11 protein-coding genes and 1 pseudogene are annotated in these 17222 nt (G+C 73.5%); 8 read left to right on the top strand and 4 right to left on the bottom strand.

Features of this window, described 5'->3' with window-relative positions; all coding sequences use genetic code 11:
• Positions 1-133 precede the first annotated feature (133 nt).
• The 4 genes from AB0M93_RS02375 to AB0M93_RS02360 are packed head-to-tail and all read left to right on the top strand — an operon-like array spanning position 134 to position 8780.
• On the top strand, positions 134-2512 hold the full coding sequence (locus AB0M93_RS02375; protein ID WP_364267454.1) for a type I polyketide synthase: 2379 nt from the start codon (positions 134-136) through the stop codon (positions 2510-2512).
• Complete coding sequence (locus AB0M93_RS02370) at positions 2509-6747, top strand: amino acid adenylation domain-containing protein (RefSeq protein ID WP_364267451.1); 4239 nt, start codon at positions 2509-2511, stop codon at positions 6745-6747. The genes AB0M93_RS02375 and AB0M93_RS02370 overlap by 4 nt, the downstream gene beginning before the upstream one ends.
• On the top strand, positions 6744-7757 hold the full coding sequence (locus tag AB0M93_RS02365) for an LLM class flavin-dependent oxidoreductase (protein ID WP_364267448.1): 1014 nt from the start codon (positions 6744-6746) through the stop codon (positions 7755-7757). The genes AB0M93_RS02370 and AB0M93_RS02365 overlap by 4 nt, the downstream gene beginning before the upstream one ends.
• A 6-nt stretch (positions 7758-7763) precedes the next feature.
• On the top strand, positions 7764-8780 hold the full coding sequence (locus AB0M93_RS02360; protein ID WP_364267445.1) for a MupA/Atu3671 family FMN-dependent luciferase-like monooxygenase: 1017 nt from the start codon (positions 7764-7766) through the stop codon (positions 8778-8780).
• A 41-nt stretch (positions 8781-8821) separates the two neighbouring features.
• Here the strand turns inward: AB0M93_RS02360 and AB0M93_RS02355 are convergent, their stop codons facing one another.
• Entirely contained in the window at positions 8822-9235 is a 414-nt protein-coding gene (locus AB0M93_RS02355; RefSeq protein WP_364267442.1) for a MerR family transcriptional regulator, read from the bottom strand.
• Positions 9236-9287: 52 nt separating this feature from the next.
• Between AB0M93_RS02355 and AB0M93_RS02350 the strand changes: the two genes are divergently transcribed.
• On the top strand, positions 9288-10061 hold the full coding sequence (locus AB0M93_RS02350) for an SDR family NAD(P)-dependent oxidoreductase (RefSeq protein ID WP_364267439.1): 774 nt from the start codon (positions 9288-9290) through the stop codon (positions 10059-10061).
• Positions 10062-10092: 31 nt separating this feature from the next.
• Here the strand turns inward: AB0M93_RS02350 and AB0M93_RS02345 are convergent, their stop codons facing one another.
• Entirely contained in the window at positions 10093-11130 is a 1038-nt protein-coding gene (locus AB0M93_RS02345; RefSeq protein ID WP_364267436.1) for an NAD(P)-dependent alcohol dehydrogenase, read from the bottom strand.
• A 92-nt stretch (positions 11131-11222) separates the two neighbouring features.
• Between AB0M93_RS02345 and AB0M93_RS02340 the strand changes: the two genes are divergently transcribed.
• Both AB0M93_RS02340 and AB0M93_RS02335 read left to right on the top strand, forming a co-directional pair.
• Complete coding sequence (locus AB0M93_RS02340) at positions 11223-11810, top strand: TetR family transcriptional regulator (protein ID WP_364267433.1); 588 nt, start codon at positions 11223-11225, stop codon at positions 11808-11810.
• Positions 11811-11954: 144 nt separating this feature from the next.
• The gene (locus AB0M93_RS02335) at positions 11955-13169 is read left to right on the top strand and encodes an AI-2E family transporter (protein WP_364267430.1); all 1215 of its coding nucleotides are present in this window, start codon (positions 11955-11957) and stop codon (positions 13167-13169) included.
• A 4-nt stretch (positions 13170-13173) separates the two neighbouring features.
• Here the strand turns inward: AB0M93_RS02335 and AB0M93_RS02330 are convergent.
• Together AB0M93_RS02330 and AB0M93_RS02325 are read right to left on the bottom strand one after the other, a co-directional pair.
• Positions 13174-15714, bottom strand: a pseudogene (locus AB0M93_RS02330) (LuxR C-terminal-related transcriptional regulator); the annotation flags it as partial.
• 103 nt (positions 15715-15817) lie between these two features.
• Positions 15818-16279, bottom strand: a complete 462-nt coding sequence (locus AB0M93_RS02325) for a hypothetical protein (protein ID WP_364267427.1) — start codon at positions 16277-16279, stop codon at positions 15818-15820.
• A gap of 194 nt (positions 16280-16473) precedes the next feature.
• Here AB0M93_RS02325 and AB0M93_RS02320 point away from each other — a divergent pair, with 194 nt between their 5' ends.
• Complete coding sequence (locus AB0M93_RS02320) at positions 16474-16980, top strand: DUF1269 domain-containing protein (protein WP_364267424.1); 507 nt, start codon at positions 16474-16476, stop codon at positions 16978-16980.
• Positions 16981-17222 lie beyond the last annotated feature (242 nt).

The raw sequence follows: 17222 nt of genomic DNA, 5'->3' as shown, positions 1-17222 counted from the left end.
ACACCCCCCCCGCGTCTTTAAGGGCCCAATTTGTTTGGCGCTTGTCTCGCCGGCGGGACAGGATGGGAACGTGGCCGGCGGCTTGCCCGACGCTAGTGGTGAGGTGGGTATTCCAGTGTCCGATCGTGTTGCCGTGGTGGGAATGTCGATCCGCGCGGCGGGCGTGCGGAACACCGCGGATTTCTGGCAGCTCCTCAGCACCGGCAAGACCGGGCGCCGGGAAATGAGTCACGCCGAATTGACCCGGCGCGGCGTTCCGGAACGGCGGTTCAAGGACCCGGCGTACGTGCCCGTCACCTACCCGATGGACGGCAGCCTCGGCTTCGACGCGGCGGCGTTCGGCTTCACCGGGCGCGAAGCGGAGCTGACCGACCCGCAGCACCGCGTGCTGCTGCAAGAGTGCTACCGGGCGGTGGAAAGCTCCGGCTGCTTCATCGGTTCGCTGCCGGATCGCGTCGGGGTGTTCCTCGGGTCGCGCACGAGCGGCTACGGCCCGCGGATCGAGTACCTTTCGGCCGCCGCGGGCCTCGACGTGGACCCCGCCGCCCTCGCCATCGGCACCGACCCGGACTACCTGGCCAACCGGGTGTCCTACGCCTTCGGCCTCACCGGCCCGTCGATGACCGTGCTGACCGCCTGCTCGTCCTCGGGCGTCGCCGTCCACCTCGCGTGCCAGGCGATCTTGGCCGGGGAGTGCGATTCGGCCCTCGCCGGGGGCGTGGCGCTCGACGTGCGCGACGCGGGTTACCTGTGCACCGAAGGCAGCATCAACTCCCCGCGTGGCCGGTGCGAGCCGTACACGGCTTCGGCGGACGGCACGGTGGAGGGCAACGGCGCCGCGGTCGTCTTCCTGCGCCGGCTGGACGTCGCGCTGGCCGCGGGCAACCCGATCCTCGGCGTGGTCGCCGGCACCGCGGTGAACAACGACGGCCGGGAACGCGCCGGCTTCACCGCGCCCGGGGTCGCCGGCCAGGTCGAGCTGATCGAAGAGGCCCTCGACGTCGCCGGGGTGCCGGCCGAGGGCATCGGCCTGCTCGAAGGCCACGGCTCGGGGACGAGCATCGGGGACGCGCTGGAGGTCGAGGCCGCGGCCCAGGCGTTCGGCGGCGCGGGCTCGTGCCGGCTCCACTCCGTCAAGGCGAACATCGGGAACCTCACCGCGGCGGCCGGCGCGGCCGGCCTCATCGCCTGCCTGCTCGCCCTGCGCCACGAGCGGATCCCGCCCAACGCGCCCCTGCTGGCGGGCGCGCCGCCGATGGACCTGCGGGGCACGCCGTTCACGCTGGCGGACCGGCCGGTTCCCTGGCCGCGCTCGGAGGGCGGCCGCCACGGCGCGGTCAGTTCCTTCGGGCTGGGCGGGACGAACGCCCACGTGATCGTCGGCGACGCCGAGCCGGAGCTGCGGCTCGCCGCGCGCCAGGGCCGGTCGTGGCAGCTGCTGCCGCTGTCCGCGGACGACCCGGAACGCCTGCGCGCGACCGTCGAGGCGGTGCGCACCGCGGTGGACGGCGCCCCGCCCGACGCCCGGCAGGACATCGGGCACACGCTGCGGACCGGCCGCCCGGGGCTCGGTGCGCGCACGACCGCGCTGATCCCGTTGGACGGCAACGGAACCTGGCCGGCACCGGACCGGTTCCGCACCGCTCCCCCGGCGCCGCCGCCGCTCGTCTTCCTGCTCCCCGGCGAGGACGCCGGCCACGCCCTCGCGCTCTACCGGACCGAGCCGGTCTTCCGGTCCACTGTGGACGAAAGCCTGGCCGTCATGGCGCAGACGCTGGACCCCGCGGCGTTCGCGGCGGTGCGTGACGCGGTCCACGCGGGCGGCCCGGTCTCGCCGCCGGTGCTGCACCTGCTGGGCATCGGGCAGCACGCCGTCCTCGGCGACCTGGGGATCCGGCCCGACGTGCTGATGGGGCAGGGAGCCGGTGAGCTGACCGCCGCGCAGCTGAGCGGCGTCCTCTCGGCGGAAGACGCCGCCCGGGCCGTGTGCTGGCGCGGCCAGGCCGTGGCGGACACGCCTTCGGAGGCGGGCGCGCACTTCGCCCGCCGGCTGCGGGACGTGCGGCTGCACTCCCCCGCTACGCCGGTGGTTTCCGGCGTCACCGGGTCGTGGCTGACCGCCGAAGAGGCGGGCGATCCCGGGTACTGGGGCGTCCAGCTCGGCGAGCCCGTGCCGTTCGACGAAGCCGTGCGCACGGTGGTGTCCGAGCACCCGGACGCTGTGTACCTCGCGCTGGGCGGCGGGACGGAGCTGCTCGCCGCCGCCCGGCGCGGCGGCGTGGCCGAGGACGCCGTCCTGGCCACGCAGCCCGGCATCGTCCAGGCCGTCGGCGCCCTGTGGGAACGCGGGGTGCGGGTCGACTGGGACGCCTACGCCGAACGAGACCGGGCGCGACGGATCGACGTGGCGCCCCGGGCCTTCGCCCGGACGCCCTGGCTGCACCCCGCGCTGCGGGGACACTGCCCCGGGATCGACCCGGCGGACCTCGCGGGAAAGCAGGCCGATCGATGACCTTCCCGGCTTCGCTGTCGCAGCAGCGGCTCTGGTTCACCGAGCAGCTGGTGCCGGGCACCGCCGTGCACCACCGCTGCGCCCGGTTCGCCGTGCGCGGCGAGCTCGACGTGCCGGCGCTGGAACGCGCGGTCAACGCCGTGGTGGAGCGGCACGAGGTGCTGCGGACCCGCTTCGAGGTCGTGGACGGCGTCCCCGGTCAAGAGGTCGTGGACCGCGTTCGGGTCACCGTAAGGCAGCTGGACTCCGCCGCCGCGGTCGACGAGTTCGCCAGCGAGCCCTTCGACCTCGGCGACGCGCCCCTGCTGCGCGTGGGTGTGGTGCCGGGGGCGGCGCTGGTGTTCGTGCTCCACCACCTCGTCGCGGACGCCCGCTCGATGGACGTCTTCCTGCACGAAGTCGCGGAGCACTACCGGCACGACGCCGTCCCCGAGTTGCCCGCTCCGCCGGTCCGGTACGTCGACCACGCGACCGAACAGCGGGCGCGGGTCAGCACACCGCAGGCTCTCGAAGAGCGGGCGGCGCAGCTGGCCGAGCTGGCCGGCTTCCCGACCGTGCTCGACCTGCCTGCCGACCGGCCGCGCCCGGCCGTGCAGACGTTCGCGGCGGCGGTTTCGTCGTGGCAGGTTCCGGTTCCCCGAGCGCACGCCCTCGAAAAGGTGGCCCGGGAGCACGGCGCCACCCTCGAACTGGTGCTGCTGGCGTCGTTCGCGGTGGTCGCCGGGCGGTGGTCGGGGCAGCCGCGCCTCTTGGTGGCGACGCCGTCGGCCGGGCACCCGGCCGGAGCGGATCGGCTCATCGGGTCCTTCGCGAACACGCTCGTGGTCGCGGTGGACCTGACCGGCGATCCCTCGTTCGCCACCTGCCTCGAGCGCGTCCGTGACGCGTACTTGAACGCGAGTTCGCGGGACGTCCCGTTCGAGGAACTCGTCGACGGCGTGGCGCCCGAGCGCAGCCTGTCCCACCATCCCCTGGTCCAGGTGCGCACGACGGTCCGGACCGGCCCCGAGCCGCGGTTCGACCTGCCCGGCGCCGGGCTGGCGCCGGCCGAACCGCTCGCCGCGACCTCGCCGTTCGACCTCGAGCTCGACGTCACGCTGCTCGACGAGGGGTTCGGGGCCCGGCTGCGCTATTCGACCGACCTCTTCGAACCGGTGACCGCGGAACGCTTCGGGCGGCACCTGCGACGGCTGTGGGAACTCGTCGCCGCCGATCCGGGCGTCCGCGTGGAGGGCATCGACCTGACCGACGCCCGGGAACGGGCCACGCTGGCCGAGCTCGGCACCGGTCCGGTGCGCCCGGTCGACTCGCGTGCGCTGCCCGAGCGGCTGGCCGAGACGGCACGCCGTCAACCGGACAGCGTGGCGGTCAAGGCGGCCGACGGCGACTACACCCACGCCCAGCTCGCCGAGCGCGCCGCCGCGATCGGAGCGGAACTGGCCGCCCGCGGCCTGCGGCCGGGTGACCTGGCCGGCGTCGCCCTCCCGCGCGGCCGCGACCTGCTCGCCGGCCTGCTCGGCGTCTGGCACGCCGGTGGCGCGTACGTCCCGCTCGATCCGGCGTACCCTCGCGCGCGGCTGGAGCACATGACCCACGACGCCGGCCTCAAGGTGCTGGTGAGCACGAGCGAACTCGCGGACCGGATCCCGGTACCCGAAGGCACCGAAGTGCTCCTGCTGGACGAGCCGACGTCCGCCGTCCCCGTCGCCCGGCCGGTGCCGGAGGGCGACAGCGTCGCCTACGTCATCTACACCTCGGGCTCGACCGGCCGCCCCAAGGGCGTGTCGGTCGGGCACGCGAGCCTGGGGAACCTCCTGGACGACTTCGCGGCCGAGACCGGGTTCGGGGCGGACGACCGGTTGCTCGCGCTGACGTCCCTTTCGTTCGACATCGCCGGACTGGAGCTCTGGCTGCCGCTGCTGACCGGCGGGACGGTGGTCGTCGGGCCCGCCGGCATCGGGGGTGACCCGGACGGGCTGCACCGGCTGCTTTCGGACGAGGCGATCACCGTGGTGCAGGCGACTCCGGCGACCTGGAAGCTCTACACCGCGACCGCCCGCGTGGCGCCCCCGGCGCTCCGGCAGATCTGGAGCGGCGGCGAGTACCTGCCGCACTCGCTCGCCCGGGCGCTGACCGCGCTCGGCCCCGAAGTCCACAACCTCTACGGCCCGACGGAGACCACCATCTGGTCGACGCGGGCGGTGCTGCGGCCGTCGGACACCGTGACCGGGCTCGGCCGGCCCATCGCGAACACCACCCTGTTCGTCACCGACGCCGCCGGCCGGCCCGTCCCGCTCGGGGTACCGGGCGAGCTGTGCATCGGCGGCGCGGGCCTGGCCCTGGGCTACCTCGGCCGGCCCGAGCTGACCGCGGAGCGGTTCACCGACGTCGGCGGGGTGCCGGTGTACCGCACCGGCGACGTCGTCCGGTGGCGGTCCGACGGGCACCTCGAGTACCTCGGACGGCTCGACGACCAGGTGAAGATCCGGGGCCACCGCGTGGAACCCGGCGAGGTCGACGTCGCCGTCCGCGCCTGCCCCGGCGTCCGCGACGCCTGCACGGTGGCCGTCCGGGACCAGCTGGTCACGTTCGTGACGCCGGTGACCGGACCGGAGCGGTCCGGGGACACCACGGACGACTGGCGCACCCTCTGGGACAGCACCTACGCCGAAGGCGACCCCGCCGTGGCGGACGACCTCGACCTCAAGGGCTGGCAGAGCAGCTACACCAAGCAGCCCCTGCCCGAGGCGGACATGCGGGACTGGATCACGCGGACCGTCGAGCGCATCGCCGGGACCGGGGCCCGCAGCTTCGCGGAAATCGGCTGCGGCACCGGGTTGCTCCTGCTGCGACTGGCTCCCGCCGCCGAGCGCTACCTGGGGATCGACTTCTCCGCGAAAGCCGTCGGGCACGTGGCGGAGGCGGTCGCCCGGCGGGGGCTCGACGAGCGCGTACGGCTGGCCACGGCCACCGCCACGGACCTCGTCGAAGTGGCCGCCGGCGAGCGGTTCGACTGCGTGATCCTCAACTCCGTCGCCCAGTACTTCCCGAGCCGGGACTACCTGACGTCGGTGCTGGCCGAGGCGAGCGGGATCGTCGCGCCCGGTGGCCACCTCTTCGTCGGCGACCTGCGGAGCCTGCGCCTGGCGGAGGCGTTCCACGCCAGCGTGCTGCGGACCGACGAGCGGCTGCGGCCGGACGAGCTGCGCAGCCTCGCCGCCCGGGCCGCGCTGGAGGAGGACGAACTCCTCGTCGACCCCGGCTACTTCGCCGAACTGCAGGACAAGGTGCCGGCGATCACCGGGATCCAGGTCTCGCTCAAGGCGTCCGAGTTCGACAACGAGCTGACCCGCTTCCGCTACGACGTGTTGCTCCGGATCGGCGGCGCACCCCCGGACCGGCCCGCCGAGCACCACGACTGGGCCGGGATCGGCGACCTCGCGGGCCTGGAGCAGCTGCTCGGCGCGGCGGAAGCGGCCGACGTCGTCGTCGACGGCATCCCGAACGCCCGCGTCGCCCGCTTCGCCGCGCTGGTGGCCGGCGACGTGCCGGTTCCCTCGTGGTCGCCGGCGGACCTCGACGACATCGCGGCCCGGCACGGCCGCCGGGCGCACCACGCCTGGTCCTCGCGGTTCCCGGAACAGGGGCGAATCCGGACCACGTTCGGCCGCGGCGAGACGTTCGTCCACGAGCGGCCCGCGGCCGGCGGGCCCGGCACCAACGACCCGCGGCAGGGCGCGCTCCTGCGGATCCTGAAGCACCGCACGCGGGCGTTCCTGCGGCAGCGCCTGCCCGAGTACATGGTGCCCAACCGCGTCCTGACCTTGCCGGCGCTTCCCCTTACGCCGAACGGGAAAACCGACCGGAACGCCCTGAAGGCGCTCGCCCGGCAGCAGACGTCGAGCGCGGACCACGTCGCCCCGGACGGCCCGGCCCAGGACCTGCTGCACGAGGTGTGGTGCGAAGTGCTGGGCGTCTCGCGGGTCAGCGTCGCGGAGAACATCTTCGACGCCGGTACGACGTCGCTGCTCGTCGTGCGGATCCAGCAGGAACTGCGCGACCGGCACGGCATCGACCTCCCGCTGACCGCCTTCTTCGCGCACCCGACGATCTCCGCGCTCGCCCAGGTGCTCGGCGCGCCCCGGGCCGCCGCCGAACGGGCCGCGAGCCCCCGCACGCGCAACGCCACGGCCGCGCGGCGGCGGAACCACCGACGGGCCGGGGAAGGGCGATGACGAAACCGATGGTGACGGTCTACACCGCCTGCCCGCCGATGGACGGCCATTCGCCGGCGGCGTACCGGAAGCTGCTGATCGACGTCGCGCGGTCGACCGAGGCGACCGGCTTCACCGGCATCCTCACCCACACCGACAACTCGACGCTCGACCCGTGGGCGGCGGCCCAGCTGATCCTGGAGCACACGGACCGCCTCGTCCCGCTGGTGGCCGTCAACCCGATCTACATGCACCCGCTGAGCGCCGCACGGATGATCAACACGCTCGGCTACTTCTGCGACCGCCGCGTCGACCTGAACCTGGTGAGCGGCGGGTTCGCCCGTCACCTGCGCGAGGCCGGGTGCCCGCTCGACCACGACCGGCGCTACGACCGGCTGGCCGAGTACGGCAAGGTGCTGCGGCTCGTGCTCAGCGCGGGCCGTCCGGTGAGCCACTCCGGCGAGTACTACCGGCTCGACTCGGCGAACCTGACCCCGCGGCTGGCCCCGGAGCTGATGCCGGGGTTCTACGTCTCCGGCGCGTCCGAGGCCTGCCGCCGCGTCCAGCAGGAACTGGGCGCCACGCGGTTGTCCTACCCGCACGAGATCGGCGCGTACGAGGGAGTAGCGCCGCTGCGGGGCACGGGTGCGGGGTTCGGGATCATCGCCCGGGAAACCGCCGAGGAGGCGTGGGCGATCGCCCACGAGCGGTTCCCGCTCGACGAGCTCGGCGAAGAACTCCACGAGTACGCGTCCGAAAGCGCCGAATCCCATTGGCACCGCAGGCTTTCCCGCGACGCCGGCCAGGCGTCGCCGCGGGAAGACCCGTACTGGCTCTACCCGTTCAAGTCGTACAAGACGTTCTCGCCCTACCTGGTCGGCAGCCACGCCGAGGTCGCCGAAGTGCTTTCCGGTTACCTCGCGCTCGGCCTGTCGACGGTCATCCTGGACGGCCTGCTGGAGCAGCCCGACCTCCGCCACGCGGCGATCGCCTTCGAGCTCGCCCGCGCCGACCTGCCCGCCGATCGATGAGGAACGATGGATTTCAGCCTGTTCTACTTCGCCGATGACAGCGGCACCGTGGAGGACGACCGCTACCGCCTCCTCCTGGACGGTGCCCGGTTCGCGGACGAGCACGGGTTCCACGCGGTGTGGACGCCGGAACGCCACTTCCACCCGTTCGGCGGGACGTACCCGAACCCCTCGGTGACCAGTGCGGCGATCGCCGCGGTCACCGAACGCGTCAAGATCCGGGCCGGCAGCGTGGTGGCCCCGCTGCACCACCCGCTGCGGATCGCCGAGGAGTGGGCGGTGGTGGACAACATCTCGCGCGGCCGCGCCGGGGTGTCGTTCGCGTCCGGGTGGCACGCCGTCGACTTCGCGTTGAACCCGCCGGCGTACGCGGACCGGCGCAAGGTGATGTACGAGCGGATCGAGCAGGTCCGCGCGCTGTGGCGCGGAGAGCCGATCGACGCCGAAGACGGAAAGGGCGTCCCGGCGAAGGTCCGGTCGTACCCCCCGCCGGTGCAGGCCGAGGTGCCGGTGTGGATCACCAGCGTCGGCGACGTCGAAACGTTCCGCAGCGCGGGCCGCATCCGCGCCGGGCTGCTGACCCACCTGATCGGGCAGAGCGCGGACCAGCTGGCCGAGAAGGTGGTGGAGTACCGCAAGGCGGCGGCGGAAGCCCACGGCTGGCCGGGCCACGTCGTGGTGATGGTCCACACGTTCCTCGGCGAGGACAACGACGCGGTCCGCGAACAGGTCCGCCCCTCGTTGACGGCGTACATGCGCAGTTCCCTGGGCTTGATCCTGTCCTCGGACGGCTCCGGCGACCTCGAGCCGGACGAAGTCGACTTCCTGGTGGAGCGGACGTTCGAGCACTACTTCGACAACGTCGGCCTCCTCGGTTCGGTGGACAAGGCCGAGAAGGTGGCGGCCCGGCTGGCGGACCTCGGCGTCGACGAAATCGCGTGCTTGATCGACTTCGGCTTGCCTACGGAGGAGGTTCTGTCGGGCTTGGCCTACCTCGACCGCCTGCGGAGGTCATGCGGCTGACTCTGCCCGGAATCGGCGAGGCCGAGCCGGCCCGGGGCCCGTCATCGCGGTGATGGATCAGGCGCCGGCCGGCCCGCGGCGCTCAAACCGGCCAGCGGGTGGGAAGTGTCCGACAACCCGTCGGCGAGGTAGCTGTCCAGCCGCCGGCGGCGCTCGGCGATGGTTCGCTCCTGGCGGACGAGTTCGTCGCGGACCTGCTGGACGCGCGCCAGGAGTGCGGTGCAGTCACCGCGCGGGCGCGCGTCTCCGGCGCACGGCAGGATGTCCCGGATGACGCCGGAGGACAGGCCGGCGTGGAACATGTCCTGGACGAACGCGACGACCTCGACCGACTCGGGGGCGTACTCGCGGTAGCCGTTGGGTCGGCGCTCGCTCCGCAGCAGACCCTGCTGCTCGTAGTAGCGCAGGGCCCGGCTGCTGACGCCGGTCGCCTTGCTCAACTCGCCGATGCGCATGCTTCAGTGCACCTTGACCTTGACACCGACGTCAAGGTTTAGCGTCGAGATCATGACCACAGCAGCGCACCTGCGTGACAGATTCGCCGTCGTCACCGGCGCCTCCACCGGCATCGGGGCGGCCATCGCCGAGCGGCTGGCCGCCACCGGCACGCACCTCGTCCTGGTCGCCCGCAGCGCCGGCAAGCTCGACGAGGCGGCCGAGCGGCTGAGCCGGCGGCACGGGGTGACCGTGCGCGCCGTCGCGCTCGATCTGGCCGCCGCCGACGCGCCGGCGCGGCTGGCCAAGACACTGGCCGACGAGGGCGTCGAGGTGGAGGTACTGGTCAACAACGCCGGTGTCAGCGTGCCGGGACCGGTGCTCGACGGCGATCCGGCCCGGTTCCGGTCCCTGATCGACGTCAACGTCAGCGCACTCACCGAACTCACCACGCTCCTGATGCCCGCGATGGCCGCCCGTGGCCACGGGGCCGTCGTCAACATCGCCAGCACCGGCGGCTACATCCCCTCCCCCAACCTGGCGGTGTACTCGGCGACGAAGGCCTACGTCGTCTCGTTCACCCAGGCGCTGTGGGCCGAGACCCGCGGCACCGGGGTCCGGGTGGTGGTGGTCAGTCCCGGTCCCACGAAGACGCCGATGAACGCGCGCGGCACGCGAAGCGCCGAGGCTGTCGCCGCTACGGTGGTGCGTGCCCTCTCGGGCCGCGGACCGGCGGTCGTCGACGGCAAAGCCAACGCACTGACCGCTTTCGTGTTCGGCCGGCTGCTGCCCACCCGCCTCGTCCTCGCCATCGCGCGGCGGGTCCTGGCCAGAAGCGGCGACTGAACAGTGAACGCCGGGATGCCTGCGCCGAGCGCTACCCCAGGTCGGCCAGGTCCAGCACGAAGCGGTAGCGGACATCGTTGCGCTGCAAGCGGTCGAGGGCGTCGTTCACGCGTGCGGACGGGAGCACCTCGACGTCCGCGGTGACGTCGTGCCGGGCGCAGAACTCCAGCATGGCGGCGGTCGCGGGGCGGCCGCCGCTGCCCGCGGACCCGAGCTTCTTCCGGCCCACCAGCAGATCGGCGGCTTCGACGGTGATGCTGCCGAGGTGCCCGACGTGGCTCAGCGTGCCGTCCAGGGCGACCGTGGCGAGGTAGGGCGCGACATCGTGCGGAACGGCGATGGTGTCGATGACGACGTCGAACCGATCCCGGGCCGCCACCATCCGGCGTTCGTCGGTGGACACGATCAGGTCGTGGGCGCCCAGCCGCGCGACGTCGGCGGCCTTGCCCGGCGACCGGCTGATCACCGTCGTGTCGGCGCCGAGCGCGACGGCGAGCTTGACCGCGAGGTGCCCGAGGCCGCCGAGCCCGGCCACGGCGACCCGGCTGCCGGGCCCGGCACCGAGGGCCCGCAACGGTTCCCAGACGGTGATCCCCGCGCACAGCAGCGGAGCGGCGGCCGCGGGGTCGAGCCCGGCGGGCAGCGGGTAGGCGAACGCGTCGCGGACGACGTACTCGCGGGAGTACCCGCCCAGCGTCGTGGTGCCGTCGTGGCGATCGGTGCCGGCGTAGGTCAGCGTCGGGAACTCGTGGCAGAAGTTCTCCTGCCCCGCCCGGCACATCGCGCAGGCACCGCACGAGTCGACGATGTTGCCGACGGCGACCGCGTCTCCGATGGCGAACCGGGTCACCGCGCTCCCGATGGCGGTCACCTCGCCCGTGAACTCGTGGCCCGGCACCAGCGGCGCGTCGCCGGTGTGGGCGTGCAGCGCGTGGAGATCGCTGTGGCAGACGCCGCAGTAGTCCACACGCACGGCGATGTCGTCGGGCCGCAGGTCCCGGCGTTCGAGGGTCGTCCGGCTCAGCGCGATCCCCGAGCGGCCGGCCTGCCATCCCACGGTGGTCCTCATGTGCCCTCAAAAAACAGACTGTTCGGTCTGTTTCCAACATAGCCGCACCGTCGCCTACCGGCAAACCGACTGGTCTGTTGTAATCTCGAGCCATGGCCGACAAGCCCCTGACCTCGCGTGGCGAGGCCACCCGGCAGCGCATCCTGGACGTGGCGACCCGGGAGTTCGCCGAGCACGGGATAGCCGGGGCGCGGGTCGAACGCATCGTGGCCGCGGCGCACACCAACAAGGCCCAGCTCTACGGCTACTTCGGCAGCAAAGAGGGCCTGTTCGACGCCATCTTCTTCGGCTCCCTCGAGCGGATCATGACGATCGTGCCGATCGACGCCGGCGACCTCGCGGGCTGGGCCGTCCGCCTCTACGACGAGTACCTCCGCCGCCCCGACCTCATCCGGCTGGCGACGTGGGCGCGCCTGGAACGCCGTCCCACGGGGCACCTCGTCGAGGACAGCGACCGCCTCGACGACGCCAAGCTGAGCGCCATCGCCGACGCGCAAGCGGCGGGCCTCGTCCGGGACGGCGATCCGTTCGACCTGATGGCCATGGTGATCGCGATGTCGATGGCCTGGTCCCCGGTCAGCAACGTCTACGCGGCCACCGGCGAGGAACCCCCGGAAGCCCACGAGCGACGCCGGGCCCTGATCCGCGACAGCGTCGAGCGCGTCATCGCCCCCACCTGAGCCCCGCCGTCGACGTGCGTCTCGACCCGCACCGCCTCGCGTGAAGCCAGGAGCCGGCGTGGCTTTCGCCCGCGCCGGGTGACGACCGGGAAGCCGGAACCGGTCACGATCGGGTCTGCCGCCGCCCGTCTCCGGAGGTTTCCCATGGTGCGAGCAACGCTCACCGATCCGCCGGCCCGCCGGCTCCGCAAGCCCCGGCGGCGCCGGGGCGCGGCCGGGGATCGGCGGGCGCGCCGCCCGTTCCGGGGACTCGCCGACCGGTTCGGCGCCGGCGCGCACCCGCCGCCGGTCCCGTGGCCACCCGAGCACGACTCCGGGACCGGCGGCACCTCCCTCCCCCGCGCGCTCGTCGTGCTGCTCGGCGCGGCCGCCGCGGTCGTCGTGCTGGCCGGTGTCCAGGCCGTCGCCTGGTTCGCCGGGCCGGTCTTCCTCGCCCTCGTCGTCGTGATCACCCTCGACCCGGTGCGGACCTGGCTGCGGCGCAAGGGATTGCCGCGCTGGCTGACCGTCGGCGTGCTGGTCGTCACCGTCTACGCGATCCTGCTCGGCTTCTTCCTCGTCTTCGTCGTGTCCGTCGCGCAGCTGTCGGCCATGGTCCCCCGCTACACCGGCCGCGTCGACGAACTGCTGCGGGACGGGCTGACCGTCCTCGGCCGGTTCGGGGTCGGCGAACCGGAGCTGCACGCCATGCTGTCGTCCCTCGACACCGGGAAACTCGTCGGCCTGGCCGGTTCCCTGCTCGCCGGGGTCGGCGGCCTGGTCACGAACCTGGCCTTCCTGTTCGCCCTCCTCCTGTTCCTCAGCGCCGAAACGGCGTGGGCCGGGCAGCGCCTCGGCCGGATCGCCCAGGACCGGCCGTGGATTTCCGCCGCCCTGCGCACGTTCGCCTCGGGCACCCGGCGGTACCTGCTCGTCACGACCGTGTTCGGCGGGCTCGTGGCGGCGCTCGACACCACCGCGCTCGCCCTGCTCGGTGTCCCGGGTGCCTTGCTGTGGGGCCTGCTCGCCTTCGTCACCAACTACATCCCGAACGTGGGCTTCGTGATCGGGGTCGCCCCGCCCGCGGTCATCGCGCTCCTCGACGGCGGCTGGCGCAGTCTGCTCGTGGTGCTCGTCGTGTACGCCGGGCTGAACTTCGTGGTGCAGTCGCTGATCCAGCCCCGGTTCGTGGCCGGCTCGGTCGGTCTGTCCACTTTGGTCACGGTGCTGGCACTGGTGTTCTGGACCTGGCTGCTGGGCCCGCTCGGCGCCGTCCTCGCCGTGCCGGCGACCCTGCTCGCCAAGGCCCTGCTGGTGGACGTCGACCCGCGGGCCCGCTGGGCCGACGCGCTGCTGTCCGCCCCGCGCCGGGAAGGATGACCCACGTCAACCCGTGCTGGCGGGCCACCACTACGGCCGAGCGCCGGTTGTTCACCCCGAGCTTGCCGTAGATCGCCCGCACGTGCGTCTTCACGGTGTTCACCGAAACGGTGAGGTCGGACGCGATCTCGTCCAGCGACCGCTGCGAAGGCAGGCGCTGCAGCACGACCTGCTCTCGGTCGGTCAGGTCGCTGGGCGGGGCGTGCGGGACGAGCCGGCCGCGGACGGCCTGGGCGAACCGGTCCAGTGAGCCGAATCCGCCGGAGTGGTCGATCAGCAAGTGGGCGACCCGGGGATCGGCGAGGGCGAACGGGCGCACCAGGCCGTTCGGCCGGGCGAGGGCGAGCGCGCGGTCGAGTGCGTTCAGTGCTTTGGTCCGGCGGTGCGAACGCAGCGCCAGCGCGGTTTCCGCCAGGCACCGGTCGACCGGGGTGGCCGGCAGCAGGGCCGTCGCCGCGCCGGTGTCACGCAGGACCGCCTCGGCCGCGGCCGGTTCGTCCGCGGCCAAGTGGGCGCGGACCCGCAGGAGGGCCAGCTCGCCGCTGCCGGGCAGCCGCTCGTGCATCCACGCGAGCACCTCCGCCGCGTGCACCCCTTCGGCGAGGCCCAGTGCCGCGTGGAACTCGGCGACCGCGCACACCGCGACGAGTTCGGGCGGCAGCTCCAGAGCCGCCAGCCGATGCCGGGCCGCGCGCATGACTTGGGAGCCCGCCGTGCGGTCACCGTCGTCGAATCGCACCATGCCTTCGAAGAACTTGCGCAGCAGGCCCGGCAGCGGCGCGCCGCCGGGCACTTCCGCCGAAGCCGATTGGGCCAGCTCACGGGCCGCCGCGACCGGCTCGGCCCGCATCAGGTCGTCGTAGGCCAGCATCAGGTGGCATTCGGCCACGCCGGGAGCCCGGCGCCAGCCGCGCCGCCGCGCGACGCCGAGCGCTCCCGTGCAGGCGCGCCGCATGGCCGGGTGGTCGCCGCCGAGCGCGGTGGCGACGGCCAGGGCGAGGCGGCTGTGCAGCACGAGGTGGTCCAGCCGGTCGCCTTGCGCCAGGCGCAGCGCCTCCTGCCCTTGGGTGACGGCGTGCCGCCGGGCCCCGCGGCGCAGCGACCGCCACGCGCGGTCGAGGGTGCACCAGGCGTCGAACTCCGGCGGCCGGGCGGCCGACGGCTCGGCCTCCGGCAGCTGTTCCCCGGTGATCATCGCCAGCTGACGGGCGGCGAGGGGCCACAACGGGTGGCCGGCCGCGCCGAGGTCGGCCGCGGCTTCGGCGGGCAGCCCGTGCTGGATGTGCTCCAGCGCCGAGGCCAGCCGCAGCGACGGGTTCGCGGCGACCGTCGCGGCACCCAGGTAGGTGAGCGCGATCCGGACCGGTTCGCCGTCGCCCGCCAGCACCTGGCGCACGGCGTGGTCCCGCGCGAGGACGAGGACGCGGTGCCGGTCGCGCCCCGCCACGGCGTTCCGGAGCGCCTCGCCGAACCGGCCTTCGCCGGCGTACCAGCGGGCGGCGATCCCGTGCAGCCGCAGCACCCGCGCCGGGTCCTGCCGGGCCAGCTCGGCCCGCAGGAATCCGCGGAGCAACGGCGGGAGCCGGTAGGTGTCGGTGGGCGTGCGCGTGACGAGCCCCATCGCGCGGTCGAGTTCGTCCAGCCGGGCCCCGGCGTCCGCGCGGCCCGACAGGCGGACCGCCAGTGTCGCACCGGCGGTGTCGCAGACACTGAGGCACAGCAGGAGATCCGACGTCGCCGCGGGCAACCGCGCGAGGACTTCGTCGGCCAGGAACCGCGCCACCGCGCGCTCATCGCCGGTGACGGACGCGACGAGCGCGTCCGCGTCGGCCGCTTCGCGCACCGAAACCGCGGCCCAGCCCAGCGCCGCGGCCCAGCCGCCGGTGCGTTCGGCGAGCGCGCGGACGCGGTCGTCGCTCACCGCGCTTCCGGTGACCCGCAGCAGGTTCGCCGTTTCCCGCGCGGTGAACCGGAGTTCGGCCGCCTCCACCCGGGACAGCACGCCTTCGACGTGCAACCGGGCCAGCCGCAGCCGCGGCTCGACCCGGGTGGCCAGCACCAGCCGCACCGCGGCGGGCAGGTCCCTGGCCAGTGCCGCCAGGGCGGCCAGGGCTTCCCCGCGGTGGATCTCCTGCAGATCGTCCAGCACCAGCCGCACCGGACCGGCGAGGGCGTCGTCCAGATCGGCCAGGAAAGCCCTCCGCCGGCCGGGCGGCGGGGGTTCCAGCCGGTCCAGACCACGATCACCGGGCACCGCGGGACAGCGGCGCAACGCGCTGAGGATCGCCGCCCACAACCGGCACTCGTCGTTGTCGTCCTCGTCCAGGGACACCCAGGCGACGTCGTGGCCGTCACCGGCCCAGCCGGCCAGCGCGGTGGTCTTGCCGGCCCCGGCCGGCGCCCGGACCACCGTGACGGGCCGGGTGGTGGCGCGGTCCAGCAGCGCCGCCAGCCGGGGACGGGGGACGAAGATGCCCGGCAGCCGCGGTACCGCGACCTTCACGCCGGGGACGGGCCGGAACGGGAGCGTCGTTCGATCGGGCACGGGAACCTCTCGGCTGTCGGGAGAATTCGCCCCGGATCCGCGGTCGACGCCGGGCAGAGGCCACGACTGTACTGATCACCTGCGTGCGGCCGGGGCGGCAGGGTCACCAGATTTCGTAGGTGGATTCGTCGCCGTGCACGATCACGGCCCAGATCACGAGCACGTCGAGCGCGATCACGATGACACCCCAGAACGGGTAGGCGGACAGGAACGCCAGCTGCGCCAACGCGTTGAACCCGGCGAGCGCGACGGTGACGACCCGCGCCCACTGCGCACCGGTGAAGAGCGCGATACCGGTCAGCACGACGAGGATGCCGAGGATCAGGTGCAGCCAGCCCCAGCCGGCCAGGCTGAAGACGAGCAGGCCGGACGGGCCGATCACGTAGTAGTCCCGGTCGAACAGCGCGACCACGCCTTCGACCACGTTGAACAGTCCGGCCAGGACGGTGATGGCGCCGGCGAACCAGATCCAGCCGACCCGCCGCGACCGCGCGACGGCCTGGTCCGGCGGGAGGGGTACCCGGGCGCCGGTCGTTCCGGTCCGGGGTCGCATGGGTTCGGTCATGATCCCTCTTTCTCCTCGATCGGCGGGCTGTGGACCGGGGCGATCATGGTCGGTGGCCCGACGGCCGGTCCTCGCCCGCCCGAGGTGAGATCAGGTGCCCCGGTCCGCGGCTCACACGACATGGGCGATGCCGCCCGCCCGCACCGGGGAAACGCTGGGGCACGACCATCGATCCGCAGACCGAGGAGGACGTCGTGTCCACGTTGACCGTGTGGCGGTTCCCGACCGTCGAAGGTGCCGAAAACGCACTGGATCTGCTTCGGCAGCTGCAGAAGCAGCAGTTGATCTCGATCGCCGATGCGGCTTGCGTGAGCTGGCCCGAAGGCCGGAAGAAGCCGAAGACCACCGACCTCGGCAACCTGACCGGTGCCGGCGCGCTGGGCGGGGGTTTCTGGGGCCTGCTGTTCGGCCTGATCTTCCTGGTGCCGCTGCTGGGCATGGCCGTCGGCGCGGCGATCGGCGCGCTCACCGGGTCGCTGAGTCACGTCGGGATCGACGAAGACTTCATCGGCAACGTCCGGTCGCAGGTCACCCCCGGCACGTCCGCGTTGTTCGTGATGTCCGGGGAGACAGTGCTGGACCGGGTCGTCGAGCCGTTCAAGGAAACCGGTGCCACGCTGCTGAGCACCAACCTTTCCGACACCGAGGAGGCCCGGCTGCGCGCGGCCTTCGACGAGTCCCCGCAGCCGGAACCGCGGTAGCCCGGACATCGCGCGGGCGGGACCGCGGCGGCGCCCCCGAGCGTCGCCGCGGTCCCTGTGGGAGGTTCACCCGCCCCGCGCACTCCCCCGAGAGCGCCGCGGGGCCGGCCGGACGGGATGGCGGAGCGAGGCGCCGGCCGGGCCGGTCCGGCGGGGAGATCCCCGCGGCGCACCCGCCGGGATGCCGGCCGATCGTCGTCCGCTGCGCCATCACCGCACCTCCACCGGCTCAGCCTGCGGGT

The organism is Amycolatopsis sp. NPDC051102 (assembly GCF_040682815.1).
Lineage (GTDB): Bacteria > Actinomycetota > Actinomycetes > Mycobacteriales > Pseudonocardiaceae > Amycolatopsis.
Note: the sequence above shows the minus strand (reverse complement) of the source record. Positions and strands in the feature narration are given on the sequence as shown.

Excerpts from the sequence above, each read along its gene's own strand:
- AB0M93_RS02355 (WP_364267442.1), bottom strand. The coding sequence starts at position 9,235 with ATGCGCATCGGCGAGTTGAGCAAGGCGACCGGCGTCAGCAGCCGGGCC.
- AB0M93_RS02365 (WP_364267448.1), top strand. The coding sequence starts at position 6,744 with ATGACGAAACCGATGGTGACGGTCTACACCGCCTGCCCGCCGATGGAC.
- AB0M93_RS02325 (WP_364267427.1), bottom strand. The coding sequence starts at position 16,279 with ATGACCGAACCCATGCGACCCCGGACCGGAACGACCGGCGCCCGGGTA.
- AB0M93_RS02345 (WP_364267436.1), bottom strand. The coding sequence starts at position 11,130 with ATGAGGACCACCGTGGGATGGCAGGCCGGCCGCTCGGGGATCGCGCTG.
- AB0M93_RS02360 (WP_364267445.1), top strand. The coding sequence starts at position 7,764 with ATGGATTTCAGCCTGTTCTACTTCGCCGATGACAGCGGCACCGTGGAG.
- AB0M93_RS02335 (WP_364267430.1), top strand. The coding sequence starts at position 11,955 with ATGGTGCGAGCAACGCTCACCGATCCGCCGGCCCGCCGGCTCCGCAAG.
- AB0M93_RS02340 (WP_364267433.1), top strand. The coding sequence starts at position 11,223 with ATGGCCGACAAGCCCCTGACCTCGCGTGGCGAGGCCACCCGGCAGCGC.
- AB0M93_RS02350 (WP_364267439.1), top strand. The coding sequence starts at position 9,288 with ATGACCACAGCAGCGCACCTGCGTGACAGATTCGCCGTCGTCACCGGC.
- AB0M93_RS02370 (WP_364267451.1), top strand. The coding sequence starts at position 2,509 with ATGACCTTCCCGGCTTCGCTGTCGCAGCAGCGGCTCTGGTTCACCGAG.